Raw genomic sequence first — 26,064 nt, 5'->3', positions numbered from 1 at the left:
TCTCCTCGCTCAGCCTTCGAGGAAGGCCACGAGCGCGTTGGCGAGAAGGTGCGGGTCGTCGGCGCCGCACAGCTCGCGCACGCTGTGCATGGAGAGGATCGCGACGCCGATGTCGACGGTCTTGATGCCGTGCCGGGCCGCGGTGATCGGCCCGATGGTGGTGCCGCAGGGCATCGCGTTGTTCGAGACGAAGCTCTGGAAGGGCACCCCGGCCTTGTCGCAGGCGGCGGCGAAGACGGCACGTCCGGCGCCGTCCGTGGCGTACCGGTTGTTGACGTTGACCTTGAGGATCGGGCCGCCGTTGGCGCGCGGGTGGTGCGTCGGGTCGTGCCGCTCCGCGTAGTTGGGGTGCACGGCGTGGCCCGTGTCGGAGGAGAGGCAGACCGTGCCGGCGAAGGCGCGGGCCCTGTCCTCGTACGTGCCGCCGCGCGCGAAGACGGACCGCTCGAGGACGCTTCCGAGCAGCGGGCCGTCGGCGCCCGTGTCGGACTGGGAGCCGTTCTCCTCGTGGTCGAAGGCGGCGAACACGGGGATGTACGGGAGGGAGTCGGCGCCGTCCGCCGTGGCGACGGCGGCCAGCGCCGCCGTACAGGCGTGCACGGACAGGAGGTTGTCCATGCGCGGGCCCGCGATGAGGTCGCGGTCGCGGCCGAGGTAGGAGGGTGCCTCGACGGGGTGCGTCATCAGGTCCCAGCCGGTGACGTCGCCGGGGGCGAGCCCCGCCTCCTCCTCCAGGAAGCCGATGAGGTCGCCCTCGTGGACGTCGTCGCCGAGGCCCCAGATGGGCTGCATGTGCTTCTGCTTGTCGAGCTTGAGGCCGTCGGCGACGACGCCGCGGTCCATGTGGATCGCCAGCTGGGGGACACGGAGCAGCGGCCGGTCGATGTTCACGAGGCGCGTCGAGCCGTCCCGCAGGGAGAGTCGGCCCGCGAGGCCGAGGTCGCGGTCGAGCCAGGAGTTGAGCAGCGGACCGCCGTAGATCTCGACGGCGACCTGCCGCCAGCCGTGCGCGCCGGCGTCCGGCTTCGGCTTCACGCGGAGGTTCGGTGAGTCGGTGTGGGCGCCGACGATGCGGTACGGGGTGTGCGCCGATGCCCCTTCGGGCACGAACCAGGCCACGATCGCGCCGCCGCGCAGCACGTACTTCCCGCCGGCCGATCCGTCCCAGGCGTCGGTCTCCTCGACCTGCCGGAAACCGGCCTTCTCCAGCCGCTCCGCGGCGGATGCCACGGCGTGGTACGGCGAGGGGCTTGCCGCGAGGAAGGTCAGCAGATCGTCGGAGTGGCCGCGGTCGAAGCGGGCAGGTGTGCTCATGGCTTCCAGCCTAGCTAGCGGTTTCCCCCTGGCGCGGGGGCCCGTTTCCGGGAGGTTCTGTACCGGATGTGCCCGTATCCGGGGGGCGTGTACCGTCGCTGGCGTCTCGCCCTGACCGGCCTTCGTGCGCGCCGCCGGGCGTCTCGCCTTGACCGGCCTCCGTCTGCGCCGCCGTCGGGGCCTGTACCGCCGCTTCGCGCCGGATCTTTCCCGCCCGCCCGCCCGATTGCCGGCGTCTTGCCCTGAACGGTCTTCGTCTGCGTCGGCGTCCGGGTCTGTCCCGCCGCTTCGCGCCGGATCTTTCCCGCCCGCCCGCCCGATTGCCGGCGTCTTGTTCTGAACGGTCTTCGTCCGCGTCGCCGTTTGGGCCTGTCCCGCCGCTTCGCGCCGGATCTTTCCCGCCCACCCGCCCGATTGCCGGCGTCTTGCCCTGAACGGCCTCCGTCTGCGCCGCAGTCCCGGCCTGTACCGCCGCTTCGCGCCGGATTCTTCCCGCCCACCCGCCCGTTTACCCGGCATCCTGCCCTGACCGGCCTTCGTCGCTTCGCGCCGGGTCTCTCCCGCCCGTTTACCCGGCGTCCTGTCCTACGGGGCCTGGATGGCGCGGGGTGATCGGGTGGGTGGGTGGGAAAGTTTGTGCCGCGAAGCGGCGGCACGGCCGCCGGCGGACAACGGCGGCGGCCCGCCCCCGGAATCCGGAAGCGGGCCGCCCAAGAGCAACGTCGACGCTAGAACGCCGCCTCGTTCAGTTCCATCAGGTCCAGCTCGACGCCCTCGGCCAGCTTTCGTTCGGTGGCGACGCCCGGCAGGACATTCGTGGCGAAGAACTTGGCCGCGGCGATCTTGCCCTCGTAGAAGGGCTTGTCCTTGGCGGAGGCCAAGCCGGACTCCAGCTTCTCGGCGGCCACCGCCGCGCCTCGCAGCAGCAGGTAGCCGACCACCACGTCGCCCGAGACCATCAGGAGGCGGGTCGTGTTGAGGCCCACCTTGTAGATGGACTTCACGTCCGACTCCGTGGCCGCGAGGTCCGTCAGCATGACGCCGACGATGGCCTCCAGCTCGACCGCGGCCTTGGCCAGCTCCTCGCGGGCCCCGGCGAGGGCCTCGCCGCCCGTGCCGACCGCGAGGAACTTCTTGATCTCCTCGGCGAGGCCGTTCAGCGCGGCGCCCTGGTTGCGGACGATCTTCCGGAAGAAGTAGTCCTGGCCCTGGATGGCCGTCGTGCCCTCGTAGAGGGTGTCGATCTTGGCGTCACGGATGTACTGCTCGATGGGGTACTCCTGGAGGTACCCCGAGCCGCCGAACGTCTGGAGCGACTGCGCCAGCTGCTCGTACGACTTCTCCGAGCCGTAGCCCTTGACGATCGGCAGCAGGAGGTCGTTCAGGGCGATCAGCGCCGACGCGTCCTCGCCCGCCGCCTCCTTGATCTGGATGTCGTCCTGGACGGCCGCGGTGTGCAGCACCAGGGCGCGCATGCCCTCCGCGTACGCCTTCTGCGTCATGAGGGAGCGACGGACGTCGGGGTGGTGGGTGATCGTCACCTTCGGCGCCGTCTTGTCCATGAACTGGGCCAGGTCCGGGCCCTGCACGCGCTCCTTGGCGTACTCCAGGGCGTTGAGGTAACCCGTCGAGAGCGTCGCGATGGCCTTCGTGCCGACCATCATGCGGGCGAACTCGATGATCATGAACATCTGGCGGATGCCGTCGTGCTTGTCACCGATCAGCCAGCCCTTGGCGGGGTGCTGGTCGCCGAACGTCATCTCGCACGTGTTGGACGCCTTGAGGCCCATCTTGTGCTCGACGTTCGTCGCGTACACGCCGTTGCGCTCGCCCAGCTCGCCGGTCTCCCAGTCGAACTCGTACTTCGGGACCAGGAAGAGCGAGAGGCCCTTCGTGCCGGGGCCGTGGCCCTCGGGGCGGGCGAGGACGTAGTGGAGGATGTTCTCCGACATGTCGTGCTCACCGGACGTGATGAAGCGCTTCACGCCCTCGATGTGCCAGGAGCCGTCCTCCTGCTTGATCGCCTTGGTACGGCCCGCGCCCACGTCCGAACCGGCGTCCGGCTCGGTCAGGACCATCGTCGAGCCCCACTGCTTCTCGACGGCGATCGCGGCGATCTTCTTCTGCGCCTCGTTGCCCTCGTCGTGCAGGATGCCCGCGAACGCCGGACCGGAGGAGTACATCCACACGGCCGGGTTGGCGCCGAGAAGGAGCTCCGCGTAACCCCAGATCAGGGAGCGGGGCGCCGTCGTGCCGCCGATGCCCTCGGGCAGGCCCAGGCGCCAGTACTCGGAGTCCATGAAGGCCTGGTAGCTCTTCTTGAAGGACGCGGGGACCGGCGCGGTGTTGGTGGCCGGGTCGAAGACCGGCGGGTTGCGGTCGGCGTCCTCGAAGGACTCGGCCAGCTCGTTCTCGGCGAGGCGGCGCAGCTCCTCGAGGATGCTCTTGGCGGTGTCGACGTCCATCTCGGCGAACGGGCCGGTGCCGTACAGCTTGTCGCGGCCGAGCACCTCGAAGAGGTTGAACTCGATGTCGCGGAGATTCGACTTGTAGTGCCCCATGGCGACGGCTCCGTAAGCAGAAAGGGATCAACAGGATCAGTACCAGCAAGTAGCTACGATGATGCTACCCGCCAGTAATAAGAAGCAACCCCTAATAGGGCATCTGTGACTCAGTCCTCGTGCGGGCTCAGTACTCTTGCGGGCATGTACGGCTACGACCAGAGCCCAGGCGCCCAGCAGCAGTACGCCCCGCCCGGGGCCCAGCCGCCGCCGCAGCAGATGCCGGGCGGCGCGCAAGGGTACGCACAGCAGCCTCCGCTCTACCCCGAGCCGTCGCCCCCGTCCCTCGCGGACGCGGTGCGCGCCTTCACCACGGGCTCGATGTCCGCCGAGGACTTCCAGCAGGCCTTCGCCACCTCGAAGGTCTACTGCCCGCGCGGCGACAACCCCGGCTTCCTCGCCCTGCACAACACCCAGCAGCCGGTCATCCCGATGTTCACCTCCCTCAAGGAGCTGCGCCGGTACGCGGGCAAGGAGTCCAAGTACTTCGTGATCACGGGCGCCGAGGTCATCGACCTCCTCCCCACCGGTTACGGCTTCGTCCTGGACATGGAGGGCGAGCACCGCATGGTCTTCGACGCCAAGGCCGTCGAGCAGATGGTCGACTTCGCCATGCGTCGGATGTACGGCTGACGTCTGAGCGGTTTTCGCTGCTCGGCCTTCGGCCTCGCCCCCGGTTCGTCTTCGCCTGCGGGGGCGTCGTGGCTGGTCGCGCAGTTCCCCGCGCCCCTTTGGGGCACTCCTGGAGCCCGGAGGGAATTACCTCCGGGCTCTTCGCGTTCCCGGTGGCAAGAAGTTCTACGTTCAACTAAAGTGGACGTACGAAGAAGGAGGCACCGACATGCCCGCTGTGACCGTCGAGAACCCGCTGACCCTGCCCCGAGTGGCCGCGTCCGGCGACGCCGTGGCCCGCCCCGTGCTCGCCGTGACGACCGCGCCCAGCGGTTTCGAGGGCGAGGGCTTCCCGGTGCGCCGGGCGTTCGCCGGGATCAACTACAAGTACCTCGACCCGTTCATCATGATGGACCAGATGGGTGAGGTGGACTACGGAGCCGGTGAGCCGAAGGGCACGCCCTGGCACCCCCACCGCGGCTTCGAGACCGTCACGTACCTGATCGACGGCACCTTCGTGCACCAGGACTCGAACGGTGGCGGCGGCACCATCCAGAACGGCGACACCCAGTGGATGACCGCCGGCAGCGGCCTCCTGCACATCGAGGCGCCCCCGGAGTCCCTCGTCCAGTCCGGCGGCCTCTTCCACGGCCTCCAGCTCTGGGTGAACCTGCCTGCGCGGGACAAGATGATGGACCCGCGCTATCAGGACATCCGCGGCGGCCAGGTGCAGCTCCTCACCTCCCCCGACGGCGGCGCGCTCCTGCGCGTCATCGCCGGTGAGCTCGACGGACACCAGGGTCCCGGCATCACGCACACGCCGATCACGATGATCCACGCGACGGTTCGCCCCGGCGCCGAGGTCACTCTGCCCTGGCGCGAGGACTTCAACGGCCTGGCGTACGTCCTCGCGGGGCGCGGCACGGTCGGTGCCGAGCGCCGCCCGGTGCACATGGGCCAGACGGCCGTCTTCGGCGCCGGTGGCTCGCTGACCGTCCGCGCGGACGAGAAGCAGGACGGGCACACCCCCGACCTGGAGGTCGTGCTGCTCGGCGGGCAGCCGATCCGCGAGCCGATGGCGCACTACGGCCCGTTCGTGATGAACAGTCAGGCCGAGCTCCAGCAGGCGTTCGAGGACTTCCAGAAGGGCCTGCTCGGCACGGTCCCGGCCGTGCACGGCATGTAACGACCGGCTCGACCGGCTCGACCGGCTGTTCGGCGTACACGACATGCGGGGCCACGCGGCCCATGCTCGGGTAGGAGGGTGAGCACCCTTCTGCCCGAGCCCGCACGCCGTACCGCCGCCTGGTGCGTGGTCCTCCTGCTCGTCACGGGCGTGGCCGCCGTGGCGATCTGGCTCTTCGTCACCTTCAGGACGGCCGCGACACCGGTGCTGCTCGCCCTCCTCGGCACGGCACTCCTCGGGCCCGTCTACCGCTGGCTCCTGAAGATGAAGGTGCAGCGGTCGCTGGCCGCCGGGCTCACCTGCGCGGCCGTCGTCGCGGTCGTGGGCGGCGCGCTGTACATCGTGGTCAAGGCGCTGATCGACACGGGCGACCAGATCGTCGCCTCCCTGAAGCAGGCCGCCACCGACCTCTCGAAGCACTTCGGTGCCGCGGGGACCTCCCTGGACGACATGGCGTCCAACGCCAAGGACCTGCTCGGCAAGTTCGGCGGGTCCGCCGCGTCCGGAGTGATCAGCGGGCTCAGCGTCGTCGGCGAGATGATCGCCATGGCCGTCCTCGCGCTGCTTCTCGTCTTCTTCTTCCTGCGCGACTCCGACCGGGCCCTCGGGTCCATGCGCTCGCTCGCGCCGCGTGGCACCGCCGACACCGTCGAGGCCATGGGGCGGCGCGCCTTCGAGGCCGTCGAGGGCTTCATGCGCGGGACCACGTTCATCGCCCTGATCGACGCCCTCTGCATCACCGTGGGGCTCCTGATCCTGGGGGTGCCCGGGGCGTGGGGGCTCGGCGCGCTCGTGTTCATCGGCGCCTACATCCCCTATCTGGGTGCCTTCATCTCCGGCGCCGTCGCCGTCCTGGTCGCGCTCGCCGACCGGGGCTTCGTCATCGCGCTGTGGGCGCTGGGTGTCGTGCTCGCCGTACAGGTCCTCGAGGGGCACGTGCTGCAGCCGGTGATCCAGTCGCGGACCGTGCAGATGCACCCCGCCGTCGTCATGCTGGCCATCGCCGCGGGGGCGTCCGTGGCGGGAATCCTGGGGATGCTGCTTGCCGTGCCGGTGACGGCGGCGGTGTTCGGGGTGATCGCCGAGCTGCGGGAACGTCATGACGCGGAGGGATCAAGCCCGTCCGGCGTTTGAGGACGAACTCGGCGGAGCCGGTGATCGGCGGTGCCCGGGGCTTCGGGGTGCCTGAGTCACTCGCCTCGGACTCACTCGCCCGCGGCCCCCTCGTACAGCTCGAACCAGATGCTCTTGCCCTCGCCCCGCGGCTCCACCCCCCACTCGTCGGCGAGCAGCTCCATCAGGACAAGCCCCCGCCCGGACGAGGCCAGTTCACCGGGGTGGCGCTTGTGCGGCAGGTCGTCGCTGCCGTCCGACACCTCGGCCCGCAGGCGCCGCGAGCCGGGCTCCCCGATGACCTCGGCGACGAGCAGCGCGTCGCCGTCCGTGTGCACCAGTACGTTCGTGATCATCTCGGAGACCATCAGGACCGCCGAGTCGACCTGATCGGCGACCGCCCAGTCGTGCAGCAGCTCCCGCACATGGCGCCGCGCCCCCGCGATCCGCTCCGGCTCGGCCTGCGCGACCGTCAGGACGGTGCGCCGGGCGGGCGTGCGGTGGGCGGGGTGGCCGGCCCTGCGAAGCAGCAGGACCGCGATGTCGTCCTCGCGCCGGTCCACCAGGGGACCCGTGGTGTGGTGCGAGGAAGGCCCGTGCACGGCCTGTACGAGGGTGTCGGCGAGCTCTTCGAGGCCGTCGTCGTCACCGTCGCCCCCGTGCTCCTCCAGGATCTTGCGGATTCTCGTCCAGCCGCTGTCCAGGTCGTGGCCGCCGGTCTCGATGAGGCCGTCGGTGCAGATCAGCATCGTCTCGCCGGCCTCCAGGACGAGCCGGGTCGTGGGGTAGTCCGCGTCCGGGTCGATGCCGAGCGGCAGGCCGCCGGCCGTGGGGCGCAGCAGAACCGTTCCGTCGCTCATCCGTATCGCCGGCTCCGGGTGGCCCGCGCGGGCGATCTCCAGGATGCCGGTGACGGGGTCGGCCTCCACGTACAGGCAGGTCGCGAAGCGCGGGTCGGCGGGGTCGCCGCCCGCGTCGCCGTCCGAGCCGATCGTGATGCCGTCCGTGATGCCGGAGAGGAAGCGGGTCGCCCGGGAGAGCACGGCGTCCGGGCGGTGCCCCTCGGAGGCGTACGCGCGCAGGGCGATCCGCAGCTGGCCCATGAGCCCGGCCGCGCGCACGTCGTGCCCCTGTACGTCGCCGATGACGAAGGCGATGCGGCCGCTGGGCAGCGGAATCATGTCGTACCAGTCGCCGCCCACCTGGAGCCCGCCACCGGTGGGCACATACCGCGCGGCCACCGTCATCCCCGGGATGCGCGGCCCGAGCAGCGGCAGCATCGAGCGCTGCAGCCCCTCCGTGAGCTCCCGCTCCGACTCGGCGACCCCGGCCCGCGACAGGGCCTGGGCCAGCATCCGGGCCACCGTCGTCAGGACGGAGCGCTCGTCCGGCGTGAACGAGACGGGGTAGGCGAAGGCCGCGAGCCAGGCGCCCATCGTGCGGCCCGCGACGGTCAGCGGCAGGAACGCCCACGACTGCCGGTCGAAGGGGCGGGCAAGGGGCCACGTGGCGGGATAGCGGCGGTGGTACTCCTCGGGGGAGGAGAGATAGACCGCGCGGCCCGTGCGGACCACCTCGGCGGCCGGGTAGTCCGTGTCCAGGGGCATCGCCGAGAAGGGCAGGTCGTCCCCCGGCTGATGCCCGTAATGCCCGATGATCTTCAACCGGTCGCCCTCGACCCCGAAGACGCCGAGCCCGTCCGGCGAGAACCCCGGCATGGAGAGCCCGCTGGCGACCCGCAGCACCTCCTCCGTGGACCGCGCCTCGGCGAGCGCGCGCCCCGCGTCGAGCAGGAAGGCCTCGCGGGAGCGCCGCCAGTCGCCGGTGACGGGGGTGCGGGCGGCGGCGCCCGGCGGGGGCTCGGTGACCTCCTGGAGGGTGCCGATGAGCTCGTACGCATGCGTGACCTCGTCCACGACCGGCTTGGAGCGGCTGCGCACGATGCGGATGACCCGCCCCTGGTCGTCCATGATCCGCAGGCGGGCCTCGGCGAGGGTGCCCTCGGCGACGGCGAGCTGGACGATGCCGTCGATCTCGTTCCAGTCGACGGGGTGGAAACGGGAGCGCACGCCCGCCTCGGTGAGGGCCTGGGGGTGCGGCGGAAGGCCGAGCAGCCGGGCCGCCTCGGCGTCGAGCGTCACGGTGCCGGCCGCGTTGTCCCAGCGCCACAGGCCGGTGGCGATCGCGGCAAGGACGTCCCGGACGGGAGGCAGGGGATCGTCCCCGGCCTGCCCCGCCTGCTGCAAGGGATCGTCGGTGCGCATTGACCCACTTTAGGAAGATCGAGGGACAAGCCGCCACCGCCGGAGACGACGGGGAGGCCTTCACGGGGGATCCCGCACGGATGATCGCGGAAGTAATCCGGAAAGCGATCTCCGGCCGGACGGTAGCCTTAAGGCTTGTCTGCTCTCTCCCCTATTCGCGAAGACTGGATGAACGAAGATGCATCGGTACAGGTCCCACACCTGCGGCGAGCTCCGCGCCTCTGACGTCGGCTCCGACGTCCGGCTGAGCGGCTGGCTGCACAATCGCCGAGACCTGGGTGGCATCCTCTTCATCGATCTGCGCGACCACTACGGCATCACGCAGCTGGTGGCCCGCCCCGGCACGGCCGCCGCCGAGACGCTCGACAAGCTCTCCAAGGAGACGGTCGTCCGCATCGACGGCAAGGTCGTCTCGCGCGGCGCGGAGAACGTGAACCCCGAGCTGCCCACCGGCGAGATCGAGATCGAGGCCGCCGAGGTCGAGGTGCTCGGCGCCGCCCAGCAGATCCCCTTCACGATCAACGCGGACGACGGCGTGAACGAGGAGCGGCGCCTGGAGTACCGCTTCCTGGACCTGCGCCGCGAGCGCATGCACCGCAACATCATGCTGCGCTCGTCCGTGATCGCCTCCATCCGCTCGAAGATGGTGGCCCTCGGCTTCAACGAGATGGCGACGCCGATCCTCGCCGCGACGTCCCCCGAGGGCGCCCGCGACTTCGTCGTGCCGTCCCGCCTGAACCCGGGCAAGTTCTACGCGCTGCCGCAGGCCCCGCAGCAGTTCAAGCAGCTCCTGATGATCTCGGGCTTCGACCGCTACTTCCAGATCGCGCCGTGCTTCCGCGACGAGGACGCGCGCGCGGACCGCTCGCCGGGCGAGTTCTACCAGCTCGACGTCGAGATGAGCTTCGTCGAGCAGGAAGACGTCTTCCAGCCCATCGAGAAGCTGATGACGGAGATCTTCACGGAGTACGGGAACGGCCGCGAGGTCACGTCCCCCTTCCCGCGCATCCCGTTCCGCGAGTCGATGCTGAAGTACGGCAACGACAAGCCGGACCTGCGCGCGAAGCTGGAACTGACCGACATCACGGACATCTTCGCCGACTCGGAGTTCAAGGCGTTCGCGGGCAGGCACGTCCGCGCCCTGCCGGTCCCGGACACGGCGTCGCAGTCCCGCAAGTTCTTCGACGGCCTCGGTGACTACGCGGTCGAGCAGGGCGCGAAGGGCCTGGCCTGGGTGCGCGTGGCCGAGGACGGCTCGCTGACGGGCCCGATCGCGAAGTTCCTGACGGAGGCGAACGTGGAGGAGCTCACGAAGCGCCTCTCCCTCGCGCCCGGCCACGCGGTGTTCTTCGGCGCGGGCGAGTTCGACGAGGTCTCGAAGATCATGTCCGCCGTCCGCGTCGAGGCGGCCAAGCGTGCGGGCCACTTCGAGGAGGGCGTCTTCCGCTTCTGCTGGATCGTCGACTTCCCGATGTACGAGAAGGACGAGGAGACGGGCCGCATCGACTTCTCCCACAACCCCTTCTCGATGCCCCAGGGCGGCATGAAGGACCTGGAGGAGAAGGACCCCCTCGACATCCTCGCCTGGCAGTACGACATCGTCTGCAACGGCATCGAGCTCTCCTCCGGCGCGATCCGTAACCACGAGCCCGAGGTCATGCTGAAGGCCTTCGCGATCGCGGGCTACGAAGCGGAGACGGTGGAGCGCGAGTTCGCGGGCATGCTCCGCGCCTTCCGCCTCGGCGCCCCGCCGCACGGCGGCATCGCCCCCGGCGTCGACCGCATCGTGATGCTCCTCGCGGACGAGCCGAACATCCGCGAGACGATCGCCTTCCCGCTGAACGGCAACGCCCAGGACCTGATGATGGGCGCCCCCTCGGAGCTGGAGGAGTCCCGCCTCCGCGAACTGAACATCCAACTCCGCAAGCCGGTGGCTTCCGGCAAGGGGGACGCGGAGAAGTAGACCTGCAAGCAGGCAAGTCGAGGGCCCGGAACCGATCTGGTTCCGGGCCCTCTTCCTGTGTGTGAGGCCCGTGTGTGAGGGTTTCCTGGCTACTCGCCCTGGTCCGGCGTACGGGCTGAAGTAGGCCCCCCGAGACGCCGGGGGTTACCCCGAGGGCGCATGGGCCCGGTGTCCGGATGGAGTGGTGGATCTTGGGAGCGCAGGCTGGACGCGTCCGGGTTTCCGGTGTGACCAGCAGGTTTTTCCCAGGGGAGTTTACCCATGTCCGACCGTTCTCAGAAGCTTTCGCGTGTTCGCACGACGTCTTCGTCACTCCCCAGGCGGCGCCGGGGCGTCGCCGCGGTGGCGGTGATGGCCGCCGCCGCGGCCGTGGCCGGCGCGTTTCCCGCGTCCGCCGCCGCGCAGTCCCACGATTCTCGCGACGCCATACGCAAGGGTATGGAGCGCCTCGTCACCGACGACAAGTTTCCCGCCGCTCTGGCCGCCACCGTCGACCGCGACGGTCGGCATCGCAACTACGCCGCCGGTGTGGCGGACTTGAAGACCGGGGCGAAGGTGCCGGTGGACGGGCAGGTGCGGGCGGGCAGCAACACCAAGACGTTCACCGCCACCGTCGTCCTCCAACTGGTCGGCGAGGGGAAGATCGAACTCGACGCCCCCGTCGACGACTATCTGCCCGGCCTGCTGCGCGGCGAGGGCATCGACGGCCGTGACATCAAGGTCCGCCAGCTGCTCCAGCACACCAGCGGGCTGCCCAACTACACCGACCACATGCTGGAGGACGTCTTCGGCAAGGGCCGCCACACCTACTACCAGCCCCGGGATCTGCTCGACAGAGCGCTGGCGCACAAGGCGCAGTTCGCCCCCGGGAAGAGCTGGGCGTACAGCAACACCAACTACATCGTCGCGGGCCTGCTCATCGAGAAGGTCACGGGACGGCCGCTCGCCGAGCAGATCACCGAGCGAGTCATCGAGCGTATTGGGCTGCGCCGTACCTATTTCCCCGACGTGGGTGAAGAGGGCATCCGCGGAGCCCACCCCCAGGGCTACCACGCAGCGAAGCCCGGGGCGCCGTTGAAGAACCGCACGGAGATCGACCCCTCCTGGGGATGGGCCTCCGGGCAGCTGATCTCCACCCCCAGCGATCTGAACCGCTTCTTCTCCGCCCTGATCGGCGGCAAACTGCTCAAGCCCGCCCAGCTCGCTCAGATGCGCACCACGGTCAAGATCCCCGACAGCCCCGTCGCGGGGGCCCGCTACGGCCTTGGTCTCAGCAGCACACCTCTGAGCTGCGGCGGAGTGGCGTGGGGGCATGGCGGTGATATCCCCGGCTACCACTCGCTCCCCGGCGTCACCGATGACGGCCGCGCCGCCACGGTCGTCGTCACCGCCGACTGGGCACCCACCGCGAAGGGCTTCACGAACGCCGACGCTCTCGTCGACTCCGCCCTCTGTAAGAAGTGACGCAGCGAAGCGACGCGGTGAAGTGGCGCAGTGAAGTGACGCCCGGTACGGCTCAGCTCAGCTCAGCGGTCCCGCAGCAGCTCCACGATGCTGGAGAAGCTGTCCTTCGCGTGGCCTGCCGCCATTCCGCGGCGGAACAGGTCCGCAACCGCTGACGGGAGGGCCGCGTCCACTCCGGAGTCGGTATGCGTGGCGACCACGTGTTCCATGCTGGCCAAGCCCATCGCCAGGCGGTCCACGTCCCCCTCGTGGTTGCCCGCGTCGATGCGCGAGGAGTAGAAGGACAGGAACTCCGGCATGCCGGTCATGTTCTGTGACGCGTACGGGAGGATGTCGGCCGCCGAGAGGCCGTTGGCCTTGGCGAGGGCGACCGCGTACCAGTAACTCGACACGCTCGTCCAGAAGATGACCATGTTGAGCTGGTACATCAGCGCCGCGAGGCCCGGGTCCTCGCCCCGGTAGTCGGTCTCGCCCGTCAGCACCTCAAGGGTCGTGCGGTGCTGGTCGTACGCCTCGCGCGGGCCGCTGTAGAAGGTGGAGGCGTCGGGCGTTCCGATGCCGGAGGGCGGGGCGAGCACGCCGCCCGTGAGGTGCGTGGCGCCGTGGCCCGCGGCCCAGCTCGCCGCCTCGCGGGCCTTCTTCGGGGTGTCCGAGCTGAGGTTGACGATCACTCGGCCGGGCAGAGCGGCCACCGCCGGTTCCAGTACGGAGTACATCGCGTCGTAGTCCGTGAGGCTCAGGATCACCAACTCGTTGGCGGCGACCGCCTCCTCGGGGGTGGTGGCGAGGACCGCCCCGCGCGCCACCAAGTCGTCCGCGCGGGACGCCGTGCGGTTCCAGAGGGTGACCTGGTGGCCCTTGTCGAGCAGCGCTGTCGCCATCGCGTGGCCCATGGGGCCGAGACCGATGAGGGTGACAGGAGTGGCGGTCATGTATGCCTCCGTGGCTGGGGCCGACTAAAACGAGCGCTCTATTTAGCGCGCCCGGAAAACGTAGCACGCCTCTGGGACGAACGCTCTAATTAGGCGCGGGGTAAAGTGACCGCATGGCCAAGACCAGCGCAGCCGCGACCACCGGCACCCGCGACCGCATCGTCATCGCCGCCGCACGCCTCCTCCAGCGCCAGGGGTACGTCGGCACCGGCATCAAGCAGATCGCGAAGGACGCGGAGGCCACGCTCGGCTCCGTCTACCACTTCTTTCCCGGCGGCAAGGAAGCCGTCGCGGTGGCCGCGATCACCCACAGCGGCGAGGAGTTCGCCGATCTGCTGCGCGCCGCGCTGACCACGGCCGACGACCCCGGCGCCGCGATCGAGGCCTGCGCGGCGGAACTCGCCGTGGGGCTGCGGGAGTCGGGCTGGGTCGACGGCTGCCCCGTCACCGCCGCCGCCCTGGAGACGCTCGGGACGGACTCGGAGATCCAGCGGGTGTGCGCGGCCGCGCTGGGGAGTTGGGAGCGCCTGGTCGAGGAGAAGCTGCTCGCCTCGGGCTTCGCCGCGCCGGACGCGCGGGACCTGGCGACCACCGTGATCAGCGCCCTGGAGGGCGCGGAGGTGACCGCCCAGGTCAACCGCAGCGAGGAGCCGCTACGGGCGGCAGGGCGTCAACTGGCGCGGCTCGTGGGGTCGTACGGGGTGCAGGGCGAGGGGGAGCGTGTGAGTGCCGGGGGGCGCTAGCTCGCTCGGCGGTCGGGAGATACGCCCCGGAGCCCCTGGTTCGCTGCTGTTGGAACGCGTCGGCAGTGGCTCATGAAAGCCTGCTCAGTTGTTGAATCGCGTCGCGGCCGGAGCGTGCTGTCCGCTCATACGGCCGGCGAGTGTGAGGCCGCCGCGGCTGTCGCCTCGGCCCACTCCGCCACAAGCTTCTCGTACTCAAGGTGTTGTTCGGGACGAAGATATCCGCCCGTCCGCAGCCAGAGCGCGCGTATCTCCTCGTTCACCTCGGCCGCGGGGCGCGGCCGGTCGGGGGTGCCGGGAGTCGTGGTCATACAGTGAAGCGTACGTACGAAGATGTGAAGACGGCGTGAGTTCTGGTCGAATGTGATCGGTATCGCTATGAGACCCGCATGATTCAGCCAAGTTGGGCAAGAAGCAGGGGCCCGTGACGTGCATCACGAGCCCCTACGGGTCAGTTCAGGTCCGACGGTCATAGCCGGACAGTTCAGCCGATACGACCGCCTACGACGACTGCCTACGACTGCTTCGGCTCCTCAAGAGGCGGGAAAAGTACCGCGCCCTTCGTCACCGTCGAACCGACCGGCAGATGGCCCAGCCGGGAGCCGCCCGGATCAGCCGTCGGCCAGCGTGGTCGCCACGGACTGGAACCAGGCGCCGTAGGAGAACGGCTCGGGCGGGCCGACCTCCATGCCGAGTTCGGCGGCTGCCAAGGCGTAATCCCCCTCGTCAAGGTAGAGGGCGAGCAACTCGTGGAGTTCGCCCACAAGGCGTGCGGCCAGTTGAGGCTCGGTGGTGGCTGCGTAGTCGGCGACGGCGGCGTCGTGGTCAGGGAACTCGTCGACGATGTCCTGCGAGAACCAGCCGCCGAGCAGTTGCGCGGTTTCCGGGAAGCGCGCGTGCCACTCCCAGTGAGTCTGCGGGAACGACGGTTCCGGGACGTCGCCCTCCTCGACGCTTTTCTTCAGGTGGTCGGCCAGCATCGTCAGCCAGGCGCCGATCGCCGACTCGGCGATCCCGGTGTCCGGGATCGCGTAGAACTCGCTGAGCCTGTGGCGGATGCGGCCCGGTGGATTGCGGCTGTACTCGCGCAGCTGGCGCTCCGCCTCCGCGATGGCCCAGGGGCGGGTGTGCCAGGTGTGACGGAGATACGCGTCCAGCGCGCGGCTGCGCCGCTCCGGGGTGTCGTCGGCAGACTGCCCCAGGTACGCGCGCATCACCTGGTCCAGCTCACCGTAGCGGCGGTCATGTTCGAGGGGCTTCATGGACATGTGCGTGCGGCCCCTACAGGTAGAACGGGACGGTCGTGCGGACGACGAAGCCGTGCGGACTCGACGGCTCGCGGCGCAGCACCACGCGCGCCGCGCGGACGTCGGCGGGCCCCCGCCCGGCCAGCAGGTCACCCTCCAACTGGACCCGGCCCACAGGCTCCTCGCGGGAGGGCCAGGCGGCCTCGATGGTGAGTCGGGCCCGGGTGCCCTGGGCGAGCCAGCGGTGGATGACCTGTTCGTTGGCGGTCACCACCCGCTGCGTGGCCCAGTGGGCGGTCTCCCGGTCGGGGTACGTCGCGGATCGCGTCAGCATGGTCACCTTCCTTTAAAACACCGGGCACGGTTGATTCCCGGTCCCTCTGCGTATCTCTCAGTTTGCGTTGAACGACCAGAAGACCCCGACCTCGTCCGCGGTCACGGCGATCAGTCCGAGGTCCATCATGTAGTCGGTGAAGGCCCGGCCGCCGGCGAGTTCGCTGACGAGGAAATCCGGCGAGGCGGTGGTCCGGGCCAGGCCGGAAGAGGTACGGAAGACGGCGTCGGCACCGAACCGGCCGAGCACCGTCCGGGCGTCGGCCAGCACATCGTCCCTGTCTGCCCGCGTCCGGACGGGGCGGGTCTCGAAGAACCACTCTTGGGTCAGAGAGGCGAGCAGATCAGCGGCGGCACAGGCCGTGACGGGATACGTCCACGCGTGCACCTGTTCGGCTGTGAGTGGCAGGAAGGGATAGGAAGGACGGATGTTCTCACGTCCCTCCTTGTCGATCTGCCACTCCAGCGTCCGCCGACCCTGCGGGTCGGTGACCGACCGGCTCATGACGGCCAGGACGTCCCGCGCCCAGTCGTCGTGCCGCCGGGGCCCGATCATCGCGAAGGTGTACACGTCGTCGAGGAGCCGCTCCAGCGCGGCGTCCCAGGCAGTGCTGTCAGCGCTGTCGGTGGGGTGCATTCGGCTTCCGGTCGGTCGGTCACGGGGCGGGCATGGAGGTGTAGATGATGTAGGGCGGATCGAGCCTGGAATCGTACTTCACGATCGTTTTCACGTTCTTGACGTCGACCGCCTTAGCGTCGAGTCCGTGGTCCTTGTACCCGGTCCCCGGGAGGTTCTTGGTCGGGTCATTCGGATCGGGGGTGGGCTGTTTACCCACGTACGTGCCGCTGACCTCGTTGTTGGGGGCCGGGCTCGTGAACGCCTCCGTCTTGCCCTCCGGAGGATTCGAGGCCAGCCACGCGTTGATCTCGGACTGCTTGGCCCGCAGGTTGTGCTCCGTCAGTCGCTGGGCGCTGGCCATGTCCGTGAAGGACGAGGAGCCGCCGATCGTGGGCCTGCGCTGCTCCGGCCAATTGTTGTGATCTTGGGCCTGGTCACGCAGGCGTTGGGCGAGCTGCTCGTCGGTCTTGCCGACGTGTTTGTCCAGCGTGTGGCCACCCCCCAAATACTCGTTGCTCGCCAGGTCGAAGGCGTGATTGCCGTGGGAGCCGGCTTCAGTCCAGCGCTGCTCGTGTTTGAACTCGTCCAGGGCCCGCATGCCGAAGCCGTGCGCACGTGCCTCCTGGGCCTTGAATTTTGGAGCGCTCAGGTGCGCTTCGTCCAACGGGGCCATGAGGGCGTCGAGTCGCGGAACGAGCGCGTCGACCCGTTGGTTGTACGTGGTGACGATCGCGTTCAACTTGCCGGTGTCCATGTTCAAAACGATGCCCTGGCTCAACTGGCCCGCGCCCTTGGCGACACCCTTGACCACGCCTTTGACCAGCCCCGTGACGTCGTCCATGCCCACGCCGTCCTTGAGGTTGACCTCAACCTTGGGGATGGCCTCGCGTACGGCCTCGTCGTAGACGTCCGACACCTCGCGATTGAGGTAGACGGCTGCCTCGGCGAATTCGTAGAGGAGATCGCCGACCTTCTTGGCCGTGTCGAACAGCACGGTCATCACGGGGTGGGTGGAGGTCTGCGAGGAGGAGCTGTCGTGCTTCCACTCGTAGTTCACGCGGCTCTTGCCCCACGCCGTCGTGCCCCACAGCGAACTGCAGAACTGGCGCATCGCGTCATGCCACTCGCTGTTGGTCTGCTGAGTGATGCTGCTGACATTCCCGGTCAGCCCGCTCTCCGCCATGGAGAGCGAGGCGGTCGTCGCCATCCAGGCCTTGGACAGTGAGTTCAGGTAGTGCTGCTGTGGAAACGGGTAGACGTCGGCGACCTTGCCCATCCGGAAGGCGTGCTTCACCACCGGCCTCAGCACGTCCCGGACGGGTTCGGGCACCCACTCGAGGACTCGGCGGATGAAGTCGTCGCCGCCGTCGTTGTCGCCCCACTTGAGATTCGGCACGGAGCCGTAGGCGGGCGGCTCCTCGATGACCTTGGGCAATGGCTGGACGACCGGCTTCGCCTTCCCCTTGGGGTCGTTGGCCGCTTCCGCCTTCGCATAAGCATTGGCCGTCGACGTAAAGCCGACTGCCGCACCCCCGATACTGACGATGCTCTTGGCCCATACATCGAGGAAGCGATTGCCCACCTTGACGTACGACGTCGCGAACGCCTGGGGCGAAGTCCCGTAACCGCCGGCGTCCGGGTACTCACGCAGGTCTTCGAGCAAGCTCTTGGCGCCTCTGTCCATCACGGTCTGCTGGCTCGCCACACCGCCGGAGACGCGGTGGAGGTCGCTCGGCTTGACGTCGATGGTCCCGTTCTGACCCGGCGTTGGGGTTCCCATCAGCCGGCCCCCCAGCCGCGCAGCACGGCCTGGTGCGCTGCCGCATAGTTGATGTGGCTCGTGGTCGCGCACGCGTGGAGCCACTTCTGGGCGGCTTGAAGGTCCTGGGCCGAGCGGTCCCACTCGTCGAGTTTGTCGACGAAGACCTCGCGAGTCTCCCCCTCCCAGGACAACACGACCGGCACCACCCGGTCGTGGAGGCCGTCCAGACTGCCGTTGAGCTTCTTGAGGATGTCCTCCAGATCGCCGGCGAGGTCCTGGAGGGAGGCGAAGGCGACGGTTATGTGCTCGTCGTCCGCACTTCCGGTCGGCATGGTTCCCCGTTTCGTAGGTGTCGTCGTGGTCGCGGCAGGGCCCTGGGAGAGGCCGTCAGAAAGAGTCGAGGCTGCTGCGCGGATGGGAGGGCCCGGCCGTCTCCGGACCAGGTGTCGACAGCTTGTCGACCTCACTGTCGATGTCCACCGGGATACTGCGCAGTTGGGCCATCACGTCCAGCTCCTGTTCCGTGAAGCCATCCCGGCTCAGGCGTACGGCCTGCTCGATATGCCGGATCACTTCACGGATGCGCACGGCGTCCTCGGCCGCCGCCCGGTGGAACTCGCGGTATGCCGTCGCCGCCGGTCCTCGCCAACCCGCTTCGATGCGGTCGACGATCGCGTCCATCCGCCTGACCTGCTTGTCCAGATGGTCCTGCATGGCGTCGAGGTCCTCGGTCAGTTTGGTGAGGTCCTTGCTGGACACCTTCAGATCGACGCCGCTCTCTTGGCCCGCGCCTGCTCCACGTACACCCATACTCCGTACCTCCCCCTGCGTGACTTCGGCATGACAAACCGTGTCTGCGCGATGATCCTAATCTCGCGCTCTTCCGAAGCCGACGCCCGGCATCGGGTCCGGGGAAGGGCAACCGACGGGCAGGTATGGCACGTCAGCTGTGGGTTCTTCTTGACGACCTGGCGGCGACGCACATGCAAGCGCGGCACATGGAGAAAAACCGTGAGCTGGAAGCTGCCTGGCCTCTGTGAGGCTCATCCGCCGACGGCCTTGAGTGAAGCGAGTCCCCGCGGGCAGCCGGAGCCCGGTGCCACGTCGCGAGAAAGTCCCGGCAGCACGCCGTAGGACACGATGTGCTGCCGGGACTTTTCTGCAATCCGCCGCGTACCGCTACGCGCTCGGCTTGTCCTCCAGGCGCGGGAACAGCACCGCGCCCTTCGTGACCGTCGCGCCCGCCGGCAGTTGACCCCACGTGCCCGCGTCCTGGACCTTCTGCTCGGCGAGTGCGCCGAGCGAGGCCTGTGCGCCGAGTGAGTCCCACAGCTTCTGCGAGGTCTCCGGCATGACGGAGTTGAGGAGGACCGCCACCGCGCGCAGCGACTCCGCCGCCGTGTAGAGGATCGTCGCCAGGCGGGCCTGGCCCTCCGGGGACTCGTCCTTGGCCACCTTCCACGGCTCCTGCTCCGTGATGTAGCCGTTGACCTGCTTGACGAAGGCGAAGACCGCCAGGATGCCGGCCTGGAAGTCCAGCTCCTCGCCGATCTTCAGGTCGGCCGTCGCGACCGCCTTGGCCAGACCTTCCTGGACCGCCTGCTCAGCGGCGCCGACCGCCGTCGCCTCGGGCAGCGCGCCGCCGAAGTACTTGCCGACCATCGCCGCCACGCGCGAGGCGAGGTTTCCGTAGTCGTTCGCGAGTTCGCTCGTGTAGCGGGCGGTGAAGTCCTCCCACGAGAACGAGCCGTCCTGGCCGAACGCGATGGCGCGCAGGAAGTACCAGCGGTACGCGTCGACGCCGAAGTGCGAGGTGAGGTCCTGCGGCTTGATGCCCGTCAGGTTCGACTTCGACATCTTCTCGCCGCCGACCATCAGCCAGCCGTTCGCCGCGACGCGGCCCGGCAGCGGGAGGCCCTGCGCCATCAGCATCGCGGGCCAGATGACCGCGTGGAAGCGGAGGATGTCCTTGCCGACCAGGTGCACGTCGGCGGGGAAGGTTGACTTGAACTTTTCCTCGTCCGCGCCGTAGCCGACGGCCGTGGCGTAGTTGAGGAGGGCGTCGACCCAGACGTAGATGACGTGCTTGTCGTCCCACGGGACCTTGACGCCCCAGTCGAACGTCGAGCGCGAGATGGAGAGGTCCTGAAGGCCCTGCTTGACGAAGTTCACGACTTCGTTGCGGGCCGACTCGGGCTGGATGAAGTCCGGGTTCGCCTCGTAGTGGGCGAGGAGCTTGGGACCGTACTCGCTCAGCTTGAAGAAGTAGTTCTCCTCCTTGAGGAGCTCCACCGGCTTCTTGTGGATCGGGCAGAGCTTCTGGCCCGCGAACTCGCCGTCGTCGGCGCCGTCGATGAGGTCGCCGGGGAGCTTGTACTCCTCGCAGCCCACGCAGTACGGGCCTTCGTAGCCGCCCTTGTAGATCTCGCCCTTGTCGTAGAGATCCTGGACGAACTCCTGGACGCGGTCCGTGTGGCGCTTCTCCGTCGTACGGATGAAGTCGTCGTTCGCGATGTTCAGGTGCTCCCAGAGAGGCCGCCAGGCCTCGTCCACGAGCTTGTCGCACCACTCCTGGGGCGTGACGTCGTTCGCCTCGGCAGTGCGCATGATCTTCTGACCGTGCTCGTCCGTGCCGGTGAGGTACCACACCTTCTCGCCGCGCTGACGGTGCCAGCGCGTGAGCACGTCCCCTGCAACGGTCGTGTAGGCGTGGCCCAGGTGAGGAGCGTCGTTTACGTAGTAGATGGGGGTCGAGACGTAGAACGCCTTCGCGTTCTCGCCCGCTCCCTGCTTCTCGGATCCAGTGGCCGCCATGGTCGAAATCCTAACGGCCCCGGAGCGGGCGATTCACCTCGATTCCAGGGGGTGGACCCCCGGGGTGGACCGGGAGGGCCCACCCCTTGGGGTTCCCTTGGGGCTACGGGCGCCAGGCCGCCAGGAGGCCCTCGTACAGCTCCGCGTCCGTGAGCTCGCGGGGGGTGGGGCCCGCGTGGAAGAAGGCGGCGTTCTCCGCCTTCAGCTTGCGGAGGTAGTCGAAGCCCTTCGCCTCGTGCTCGCCGAAGGCGACGAACTGGAAGAAGAGGGGGTGCTTGGCCGCGTCCGCGAGGGCCTGGTTGGCGGGGCCCTTCGCGTCCGGGGGGCCGTCCGTCTGGAACACGACGAGGGCGGGGCTGCCCTTGTGCTCCGACTTCTCGTAGTGGGACACGACCTCTTCGATGGCGGCGTGGTAGCTGGTGCGGCCCATGCGGCCCGCTGCCGCGTGCAGCTCGTCGATACGGCCCTCGTGCTCGGGGAGGGTGAGGGTGCCGGTGCCGTCGATCTCGGTCGAGAAGAGGACGACGTGCACGGTGGCTTCCGGGTCGGTGTGCGCGGCCAGGGCGAGGACCTGCTCGCCCAGGCTCTGGGCGGAGCCGTCCTTGTAGTACGAGCGCATGGAGCCGGAGCGGTCCAGTACGAGGTATACGGGGGCGCGGACTCCGGTGAGGTCCCGCTTCTGCAGCGCGGCGCCGGCGGCCTTGTAGGCGGTGGCGAGGGCGGGGTGGGCGAGGGCGGCGCCTTCGCTTTCCGAAGCTTGGGGCTGCGCGGGGGCTTCGGGCTCCGCGGGGGCTTCGGGTGCCGGTGCTTCTTTGGCGAGGGGGGCTTCGGGCTCGGCGGGGGCTTCGGCTGCCGGCGCTTCCTCCGCCACGGGGGCTTCGGGCTTGGCGGGGGCTTCGGCTGCCGGCGGTTCCTCCGCCACGGGGGCTTCCGGCTCCGCCGAGGTCACCTGTACTTGCGCCGCTTCATCGGCACCCGGCGTCGAGGGCTGTGCCCACCCGTCCCGCCCAGCGGGACGATTGCCCACAGCAGCGGCGGCAGGGTCTGCCTCGCTCGCCTCGGCTTCGGGCGCGGGAGCAGCGGCGGCGGTGGCGGTGGCTTCGACATCCTTGGCGTCGGCTTCCAGCGCGGCAGCGGCGGTGGCGTCGGCCTGGCTCGCGTCGGCTTCGGCTGCGGTGGCGGCAGCGTCGGCCTCGCTCGCCTTGGCTTCGGGCGCGGCAGCGGCGGCAGCCTTGGCGTCCTCAGCCTCGACCTCGGTGTTCGCGGGGGTCGCTTGTTGTGGGCATTCGTCCCGCTGGGCGGGACGGGTGGGCACAACTGACGGTTCCGATTCAGCGGCGTCGGCGACAACTGCCTCGGGGGCGACGACCTCGGGGGTCACGATCTCGGCCTCCGGGGCGACAGCCTCGGGCTCGGCGCTGGCCTCCGCTTCGGGGGCGACAGCCTCCGGCTCGGCGGCAGCCTTGGGGGCCGCGTCGGCCTCCGGCTCGGCGGTAGCCGCGGGCTCAGGAGCCAGGTCCGGCTCCGGCGAAGGTGACGGGACCGACACCCGGTCCCGGTCGAACGCCGCCGCGACGAGATCATCCACCGCCGAGGGCGAAGGCTCGGACGAAGGCGACGGAACCGTCGCCTTCGGCTCGGACACCGGAGGCACCCGCTCGGACGAGGGCGCCGGCACCGTGGCGGAAGCGGAAGCGGAAGCGGAAGCCACCGGGGCCTCCGCGCTCTCCGAAGCCTCCGGAGTCACCGCCTCAGGCTCCGGAGCCTGCTCCCCCTTGCGTGAAGACCGTCCGAACGCGTTCCGCAGGACACTCAGAATGCCCATGGGTGCACCCCTTCGCGTGAGTTGATTCCCGATAACCCCTGGCCAGGGCGGACACGTAAGGTTAGCCGTCGCGGCAGGCGATCTTGGTGAGGGTCACCCAAGCGTCACCCGCGCCCACCCCCGGCCCCGCACCCGCAGCTCAACTGCCCTCTGTGCGCCCTCGGTTCACCTCCCGTTCACCCTCAGGCCGTCGCCCTGCCGACCTCCGCGCCTAGCGTCACGGCGGAATCAAGCCACGCCACACAACGGAGGAACCCGTGCGCAAGCTGCTGCCGATCATCACCTCGCACCAGGGAAGCGGCAACCGTTCCGCCCTGACCTGCCGGTTCCGTTGTGGTGACGCCTGCTTCCACGAGGTGCCCAACACCAGCGACAACGAGTACGTCGGCGACGTCATAGCGGGCGCGCTCAGCCGCCGCTCGGTGATGCGCGCCGCCGCGGTCGTGACCGTGGCGACCGCCGCGGGCAGCGCCGTCGTCGCGGGCCCCGCCGCCCCCGAGGCGGCCGCCGCGCCCCAGAAACCGGCGTCGCACAAAAGCAAAAAGGGGGCGCGCGGTCTTCGCTTCACGCCCGTCGCGCCCAACAAGGCCGACTCCGTGACGATCCCGGACGGCTACGCCCAGAACGTCGTCATCCGCTGGGGCGAGCCCATCCTCCGCGGCGCCCCGGCCTTCGACCCGGACAAGCAGACCGCGAAGGCGCAGGCAGGCCAGTTCGGCTACAACAACGACTTCCTGAGCCTCCTGCCGCTGCGCCGCGAGCGCGGGCGCGGGCGCCAGGTCCTCGTCGCCAACCACGAGTACACCGACGAGATCCTGATGTTCAAGGGATACGACGCCGCCAACCCCACCCGTGAGCAGGTTGAGATCGCCTGGGCCGCCCACGGCCTCTCCGTGGTGGTCGTCGAGGAGGAGCGCAGGAGCGGCAAGCTGACCGCCGTCAACCGCCACCAGCTCAACCGCCGCCTCACCGCCACCAGCGAGTTCCGCCTCACCGGGCCCGCCGCGGGCAGCGAGTACGTCCGTACGAAGGCCGATCCGCGCGGCACCAAGGTCCTCGGCACGCTCAACAACTGCGCGGGCGGCACCACCCCGTGGGGCACGACCCTGCACGGCGAGGAGAACTTCAACCAGTACTTCGCCAACGCCGAGAAGGTGACGGACCCGGCCGCCGCCGCGCGTCTCAAGCGGTACGGCGTCATCGGCGCCGCCTCCGAGCGGAAGTGGGAGCGCTTCGACGACCGCTTCGACCTCGCCAAGGAGCCCAACGAGGCCAACCGCTTCGGCTGGGTCGTCGAACTCGACCCGTACGACCCGGACTCGACCCCGCGCAAGCGCACCGCGCTCGGCCGCTTCAAGCACGAGGCCGCGCAGCCGCGCCTCACGCACGACGGCCGGCCGGTGGTCTACATGGGCGACGACGAGAAGTTCGACTACTTCTACAAGTTCGTCAGCAGCAAGCGCGTCGCCAAGGGCACCTCCCGCGCCGCGCACGAGCACAACCTCACGCTCCTCGACGAGGGCACGCTGTACGTCGCCAAGCTGACCGGCGACTCCCCGGCCGCCGACATCGACGGCACCGGCAAGCTGCCCGCCGACGGTGAGTTCGACGGCAGCGGCGTCTGGATCCCTCTCGCCACCGCTGGCCCCAAGGGCCACGCCGTCTCGCACGTCGAGGGCATGACCGCCGAGGAGGTGTACGTCTTCACGCGCCAGGCCGGTGACAAGGTCGGCGCCACGAAGATGGACCGCCCCGAGGACGTCGAGCCGTCGCCGCACACCGGCAAGGTCTATGTCGCGCTCACGAACAACTCCGACCGCGGCAAGGCGGGCAAGGCCGGTGCCGACGAGGCCAACCCGCGCAACCTGAACAAGCACGGGCAGGTCCTCGAGCTGACCGAGCGCCGCAACCGGGCCGAGTCGACGACCTTCGCCTGGTCGCTCTTCCTCGTCGCGGGCGACCCCGAGGACCCGGCCACGTACTTCGCGGGCTTCCCGAAGGAGAAGGTCAGCCCGATCTCCTGCCCGGACAACGTCGCCTTCGACCCGCACGGCAACCTGTGGCTCTCGACGGACGGCAACCAACTCGGCTCGCACGACGGCCTGTTCGGGGTCGCGACCAAGGGGGAGCGGCGCGGTGAGCTCAAGCAGTTCCTGACCATGCCGAACGGTGCGGAGACCTGCGGTCCGATCATCCAGGACAACCGCGTGCTCGTCTCCGTGCAGCACCCGGGCGAGGTCGACGGCGCGTCCGTCGAGAAGCCCGCGAGCGCGTGGCCGGACGGACCGGGCAAGATCGTCCGGCCGTCGGTCGTCTCCGTGTGGCGCAAGGACGGCTGCGACATCGGCGTCTGAGCGGCCGGTTCCACCGGAAGGGACGTACGTGATGGGGGCACCCCGCGCCAGCGGGGTGCCCCCTCCGTCCTGTCGCCCTCCTCCCAAGAGGACGTCAGTCGTTCTGCTTGCGGCGGTACAGCGCGAAGCCCAGGCCGGCCGCGCCCAGCGCCGCCATGCCGCCGCCCGCCGCCATCAGCGGGGCGCTGTCGCCCGCCGGGGACATGCCGTCGGCCCCGGCCTTGACGCCGCCCTTCGGGACGACCTGGGAGGTGCCGTTCTTCTGCTGCGTGTGCGGCTGCGGCTTCGGGGTGGCTCCGGTCCGGGTGATGGTGCCGTCCGCCGAGAGCGTGAAGGTGTTGCCGTCGATCTTGGTGCTCTTCGGGTCGACGTACGCCTCCAGGGAGCCCTTGGCCTTGCCGTGCAGGGAGATGGCGGCCTTGGCGGTGCGTGCGGACGCGTTGACGTCGACCTTCGCGGACCAGCCCTGGCCGAGGTCGGTGGTGCCCAACGACTCCCAGCTACCGGGCTCCGGCGTCTCCTTGTCCGTCGTGTCCTTGAGCTTCGCGGTGACCGTGCCGTCGGGCGTCAGGGTGAAGGTGTTGCCGTCGATGGTGGTGCTCGCGGACTTCTCGTACGCGGTGAGTGAGCCCTTGGCGGTGCCGTGGAGAGAGATGGCGGCCTTGGCGGTGCGTGCGGACGCGTTGACGTCGACCTTCGCGGACCAGCCCTGGCCGAGGTCGGTGGTGCCCAACGCCTCCCAGCTGCCGGGCTCCGGAGCATCCGTGTCCGTGTCCGTGTTCGTGGGCTTGTCCTGATCCACCTGGCCCTGCGGGTTCGGCGGGGTGTCGGCGGCGAAGGCTGCCGTCGTGGGGACGGCGAGGGCGGCGATCGCTCCGGTGGCGATGGCGGCGGTGCGGAAGGTACGGCGGGTGGCGCGCATAGCGGATCCCTTGTGACTGGTCGGTCGAACTGTCCG

21 protein-coding genes are annotated in these 26,064 nt (G+C 69.5%); 7 read left to right on the top strand and 14 right to left on the bottom strand.

Annotation, left to right across the window (positions count from 1 at the left end; all coding sequences use genetic code 11):
• Positions 1-9: 9 nt before the first annotated feature.
• Together AB0M70_RS41075 and AB0M70_RS41070 are read right to left on the bottom strand one after the other, a co-directional pair.
• The gene (locus tag AB0M70_RS41075) at positions 10-1,314 is read right to left on the bottom strand and encodes a M18 family aminopeptidase (RefSeq protein WP_365828794.1); all 1,305 of its coding nucleotides are present in this window, start codon (positions 1,312-1,314) and stop codon (positions 10-12) included.
• A 728-nt stretch (positions 1,315-2,042) separates the two neighbouring features.
• Complete coding sequence (locus AB0M70_RS41070) at positions 2,043-3,875, bottom strand: acyl-CoA dehydrogenase (protein WP_365828792.1); 1,833 nt, start codon at positions 3,873-3,875, stop codon at positions 2,043-2,045.
• 144 nt (positions 3,876-4,019) lie between these two features.
• On the opposite strand from AB0M70_RS41070, the gene AB0M70_RS41065 reads away from it, so the two are divergent.
• The 3 genes from AB0M70_RS41065 to AB0M70_RS41055 all read left to right on the top strand — a co-directional run bounded on the left by AB0M70_RS41065 (position 4,020) and on the right by AB0M70_RS41055 (position 6,807).
• The gene (locus AB0M70_RS41065) at positions 4,020-4,508 is read left to right on the top strand and encodes an SseB family protein (protein WP_363210398.1); all 489 of its coding nucleotides are present in this window, start codon (positions 4,020-4,022) and stop codon (positions 4,506-4,508) included.
• Positions 4,509-4,716: 208 nt separating this feature from the next.
• Complete coding sequence (locus AB0M70_RS41060; RefSeq protein ID WP_365828790.1) at positions 4,717-5,673, top strand: pirin family protein; 957 nt, start codon at positions 4,717-4,719, stop codon at positions 5,671-5,673.
• A gap of 78 nt (positions 5,674-5,751) precedes the next feature.
• Positions 5,752-6,807, top strand: coding sequence for an AI-2E family transporter (locus tag AB0M70_RS41055; RefSeq protein WP_365828788.1), 1,056 nt, complete (start codon positions 5,752-5,754; stop codon positions 6,805-6,807).
• 71 nt (positions 6,808-6,878) lie between these two features.
• Here AB0M70_RS41055 and AB0M70_RS41050 read toward each other — a convergent pair whose 3' ends face one another.
• Positions 6,879-9,050 (bottom strand): SpoIIE family protein phosphatase, encoded by a 2,172-nt coding sequence (locus AB0M70_RS41050; protein WP_365828786.1) that lies wholly within the window; start codon positions 9,048-9,050, stop codon positions 6,879-6,881.
• Positions 9,051-9,228: 178 nt separating this feature from the next.
• On the opposite strand from AB0M70_RS41050, the gene aspS reads away from it, so the two are divergent.
• A complete protein-coding gene (gene aspS, locus AB0M70_RS41045; protein WP_365828784.1) occupies positions 9,229-11,013 on the top strand; it encodes an aspartate--tRNA ligase in 1,785 nt (594 codons plus the stop codon).
• A 261-nt stretch (positions 11,014-11,274) separates the two neighbouring features.
• Positions 11,275-12,477 (top strand): serine hydrolase domain-containing protein, encoded by a 1,203-nt coding sequence (locus AB0M70_RS41040; RefSeq protein ID WP_365828782.1) that lies wholly within the window; start codon positions 11,275-11,277, stop codon positions 12,475-12,477.
• 62 nt (positions 12,478-12,539) lie between these two features.
• Here AB0M70_RS41040 and AB0M70_RS41035 read toward each other — a convergent pair whose 3' ends face one another.
• On the bottom strand, positions 12,540-13,409 hold the full coding sequence (locus AB0M70_RS41035) for an NAD(P)-binding domain-containing protein (RefSeq protein ID WP_365828780.1): 870 nt from the start codon (positions 13,407-13,409) through the stop codon (positions 12,540-12,542).
• A 113-nt stretch (positions 13,410-13,522) separates the two neighbouring features.
• On the opposite strand from AB0M70_RS41035, the gene AB0M70_RS41030 reads away from it, so the two are divergent.
• Entirely contained in the window at positions 13,523-14,152 is a 630-nt protein-coding gene (locus AB0M70_RS41030; RefSeq protein ID WP_365828778.1) for a TetR/AcrR family transcriptional regulator, read from the top strand.
• Between the two features lie 125 nt (positions 14,153-14,277).
• On the opposite strand, the gene AB0M70_RS41025 is transcribed toward AB0M70_RS41030, so the two are convergent.
• The 9 genes from AB0M70_RS41025 to AB0M70_RS40985 all read right to left on the bottom strand — a co-directional run bounded on the left by AB0M70_RS41025 (position 14,278) and on the right by AB0M70_RS40985 (position 22,638).
• Positions 14,278-14,463, bottom strand: a complete 186-nt coding sequence (locus AB0M70_RS41025) for a hypothetical protein (protein WP_365828776.1) — start codon at positions 14,461-14,463, stop codon at positions 14,278-14,280.
• Positions 14,464-14,763: 300 nt separating this feature from the next.
• A complete protein-coding gene (locus AB0M70_RS41020) occupies positions 14,764-15,420 on the bottom strand; it encodes a contact-dependent growth inhibition system immunity protein (RefSeq protein ID WP_365828774.1) in 657 nt (218 codons plus the stop codon).
• 13 nt (positions 15,421-15,433) lie between these two features.
• The gene (locus tag AB0M70_RS41015; RefSeq protein WP_365828772.1) at positions 15,434-15,733 is read right to left on the bottom strand and encodes an RNase A-like domain-containing protein; all 300 of its coding nucleotides are present in this window, start codon (positions 15,731-15,733) and stop codon (positions 15,434-15,436) included.
• A 57-nt stretch (positions 15,734-15,790) separates the two neighbouring features.
• Positions 15,791-16,369 (bottom strand): hypothetical protein, encoded by a 579-nt coding sequence (locus tag AB0M70_RS41010; RefSeq protein ID WP_363210409.1) that lies wholly within the window; start codon positions 16,367-16,369, stop codon positions 15,791-15,793.
• A 19-nt stretch (positions 16,370-16,388) separates the two neighbouring features.
• On the bottom strand, positions 16,389-18,131 hold the full coding sequence (locus AB0M70_RS41005) for an RNase A-like domain-containing protein (protein WP_365828770.1): 1,743 nt from the start codon (positions 18,129-18,131) through the stop codon (positions 16,389-16,391).
• Entirely contained in the window at positions 18,131-18,445 is a 315-nt protein-coding gene (locus AB0M70_RS41000; protein ID WP_365828768.1) for a WXG100 family type VII secretion target, read from the bottom strand. Before AB0M70_RS41000 ends, AB0M70_RS41005 begins: the two co-directional genes overlap by 1 nt.
• A 55-nt stretch (positions 18,446-18,500) precedes the next feature.
• Positions 18,501-18,923 carry a WXG100 family type VII secretion target gene (locus AB0M70_RS40995; protein ID WP_365828766.1) on the bottom strand — a complete coding sequence of 141 codons (423 nt, stop codon included), beginning with the start codon at positions 18,921-18,923 and terminating at the stop codon, positions 18,501-18,503.
• 369 nt (positions 18,924-19,292) lie between these two features.
• Positions 19,293-20,927: a methionine--tRNA ligase gene (gene metG / locus AB0M70_RS40990; RefSeq protein ID WP_365828764.1), complete on the bottom strand. Its 1,635-nt coding sequence runs from the start codon at positions 20,925-20,927 to the stop codon at positions 19,293-19,295.
• Between the two features lie 103 nt (positions 20,928-21,030).
• Positions 21,031-22,638, bottom strand: coding sequence for a VWA domain-containing protein (locus tag AB0M70_RS40985; protein ID WP_365828762.1), 1,608 nt, complete (start codon positions 22,636-22,638; stop codon positions 21,031-21,033).
• A gap of 371 nt (positions 22,639-23,009) precedes the next feature.
• On the opposite strand from AB0M70_RS40985, the gene AB0M70_RS40980 reads away from it, so the two are divergent.
• Positions 23,010-25,106: a PhoX family phosphatase gene (locus tag AB0M70_RS40980; protein WP_365828760.1), complete on the top strand. Its 2,097-nt coding sequence runs from the start codon at positions 23,010-23,012 to the stop codon at positions 25,104-25,106.
• A gap of 94 nt (positions 25,107-25,200) precedes the next feature.
• On the opposite strand, the gene AB0M70_RS40975 is transcribed toward AB0M70_RS40980, so the two are convergent.
• A complete protein-coding gene (locus tag AB0M70_RS40975) occupies positions 25,201-26,028 on the bottom strand; it encodes a hypothetical protein (protein WP_365828758.1) in 828 nt (275 codons plus the stop codon).
• Positions 26,029-26,064 lie beyond the last annotated feature (36 nt).

It is taken from the genome of Streptomyces sp. NPDC051214 (assembly GCF_040682375.1).
GTDB lineage: Bacteria > Actinomycetota > Actinomycetes > Streptomycetales > Streptomycetaceae > Streptomyces.
Note: the sequence above shows the minus strand (reverse complement) of the source record. Positions and strands in the feature narration are given on the sequence as shown.

Bases quoted from the DNA above. Each gene is read 5' to 3' on its own strand.
- AB0M70_RS41075 (WP_365828794.1), bottom strand. From the start codon at position 1,314: ATGAGCACACCTGCCCGCTTCGACCGCGGCCACTCCGACGATCTGCTG.
- AB0M70_RS41070 (WP_365828792.1), bottom strand. From the start codon at position 3,875: ATGGGGCACTACAAGTCGAATCTCCGCGACATCGAGTTCAACCTCTTC.
- AB0M70_RS41065 (WP_363210398.1), top strand. From the start codon at position 4,020: ATGTACGGCTACGACCAGAGCCCAGGCGCCCAGCAGCAGTACGCCCCG.
- AB0M70_RS41060 (WP_365828790.1), top strand. From the start codon at position 4,717: ATGCCCGCTGTGACCGTCGAGAACCCGCTGACCCTGCCCCGAGTGGCC.
- AB0M70_RS41050 (WP_365828786.1), bottom strand. From the start codon at position 9,050: ATGCGCACCGACGATCCCTTGCAGCAGGCGGGGCAGGCCGGGGACGAT.
- aspS (WP_365828784.1), top strand. From the start codon at position 9,229: ATGCATCGGTACAGGTCCCACACCTGCGGCGAGCTCCGCGCCTCTGAC.
- AB0M70_RS41040 (WP_365828782.1), top strand. From the start codon at position 11,275: ATGTCCGACCGTTCTCAGAAGCTTTCGCGTGTTCGCACGACGTCTTCG.
- AB0M70_RS41035 (WP_365828780.1), bottom strand. From the start codon at position 13,409: ATGACCGCCACTCCTGTCACCCTCATCGGTCTCGGCCCCATGGGCCAC.
- AB0M70_RS41030 (WP_365828778.1), top strand. From the start codon at position 13,523: ATGGCCAAGACCAGCGCAGCCGCGACCACCGGCACCCGCGACCGCATC.
- AB0M70_RS41025 (WP_365828776.1), bottom strand. From the start codon at position 14,463: ATGACCACGACTCCCGGCACCCCCGACCGGCCGCGCCCCGCGGCCGAG.
- AB0M70_RS41020 (WP_365828774.1), bottom strand. From the start codon at position 15,420: ATGTCCATGAAGCCCCTCGAACATGACCGCCGCTACGGTGAGCTGGAC.
- AB0M70_RS41015 (WP_365828772.1), bottom strand. From the start codon at position 15,733: ATGCTGACGCGATCCGCGACGTACCCCGACCGGGAGACCGCCCACTGG.
- AB0M70_RS41010 (WP_363210409.1), bottom strand. From the start codon at position 16,369: ATGCACCCCACCGACAGCGCTGACAGCACTGCCTGGGACGCCGCGCTG.
- AB0M70_RS41005 (WP_365828770.1), bottom strand. From the start codon at position 18,131: ATGGGAACCCCAACGCCGGGTCAGAACGGGACCATCGACGTCAAGCCG.
- AB0M70_RS41000 (WP_365828768.1), bottom strand. From the start codon at position 18,445: ATGCCGACCGGAAGTGCGGACGACGAGCACATAACCGTCGCCTTCGCC.
- AB0M70_RS40995 (WP_365828766.1), bottom strand. From the start codon at position 18,923: ATGGGTGTACGTGGAGCAGGCGCGGGCCAAGAGAGCGGCGTCGATCTG.
- metG (WP_365828764.1), bottom strand. From the start codon at position 20,927: ATGGCGGCCACTGGATCCGAGAAGCAGGGAGCGGGCGAGAACGCGAAG.
- AB0M70_RS40975 (WP_365828758.1), bottom strand. From the start codon at position 26,028: ATGCGCGCCACCCGCCGTACCTTCCGCACCGCCGCCATCGCCACCGGA.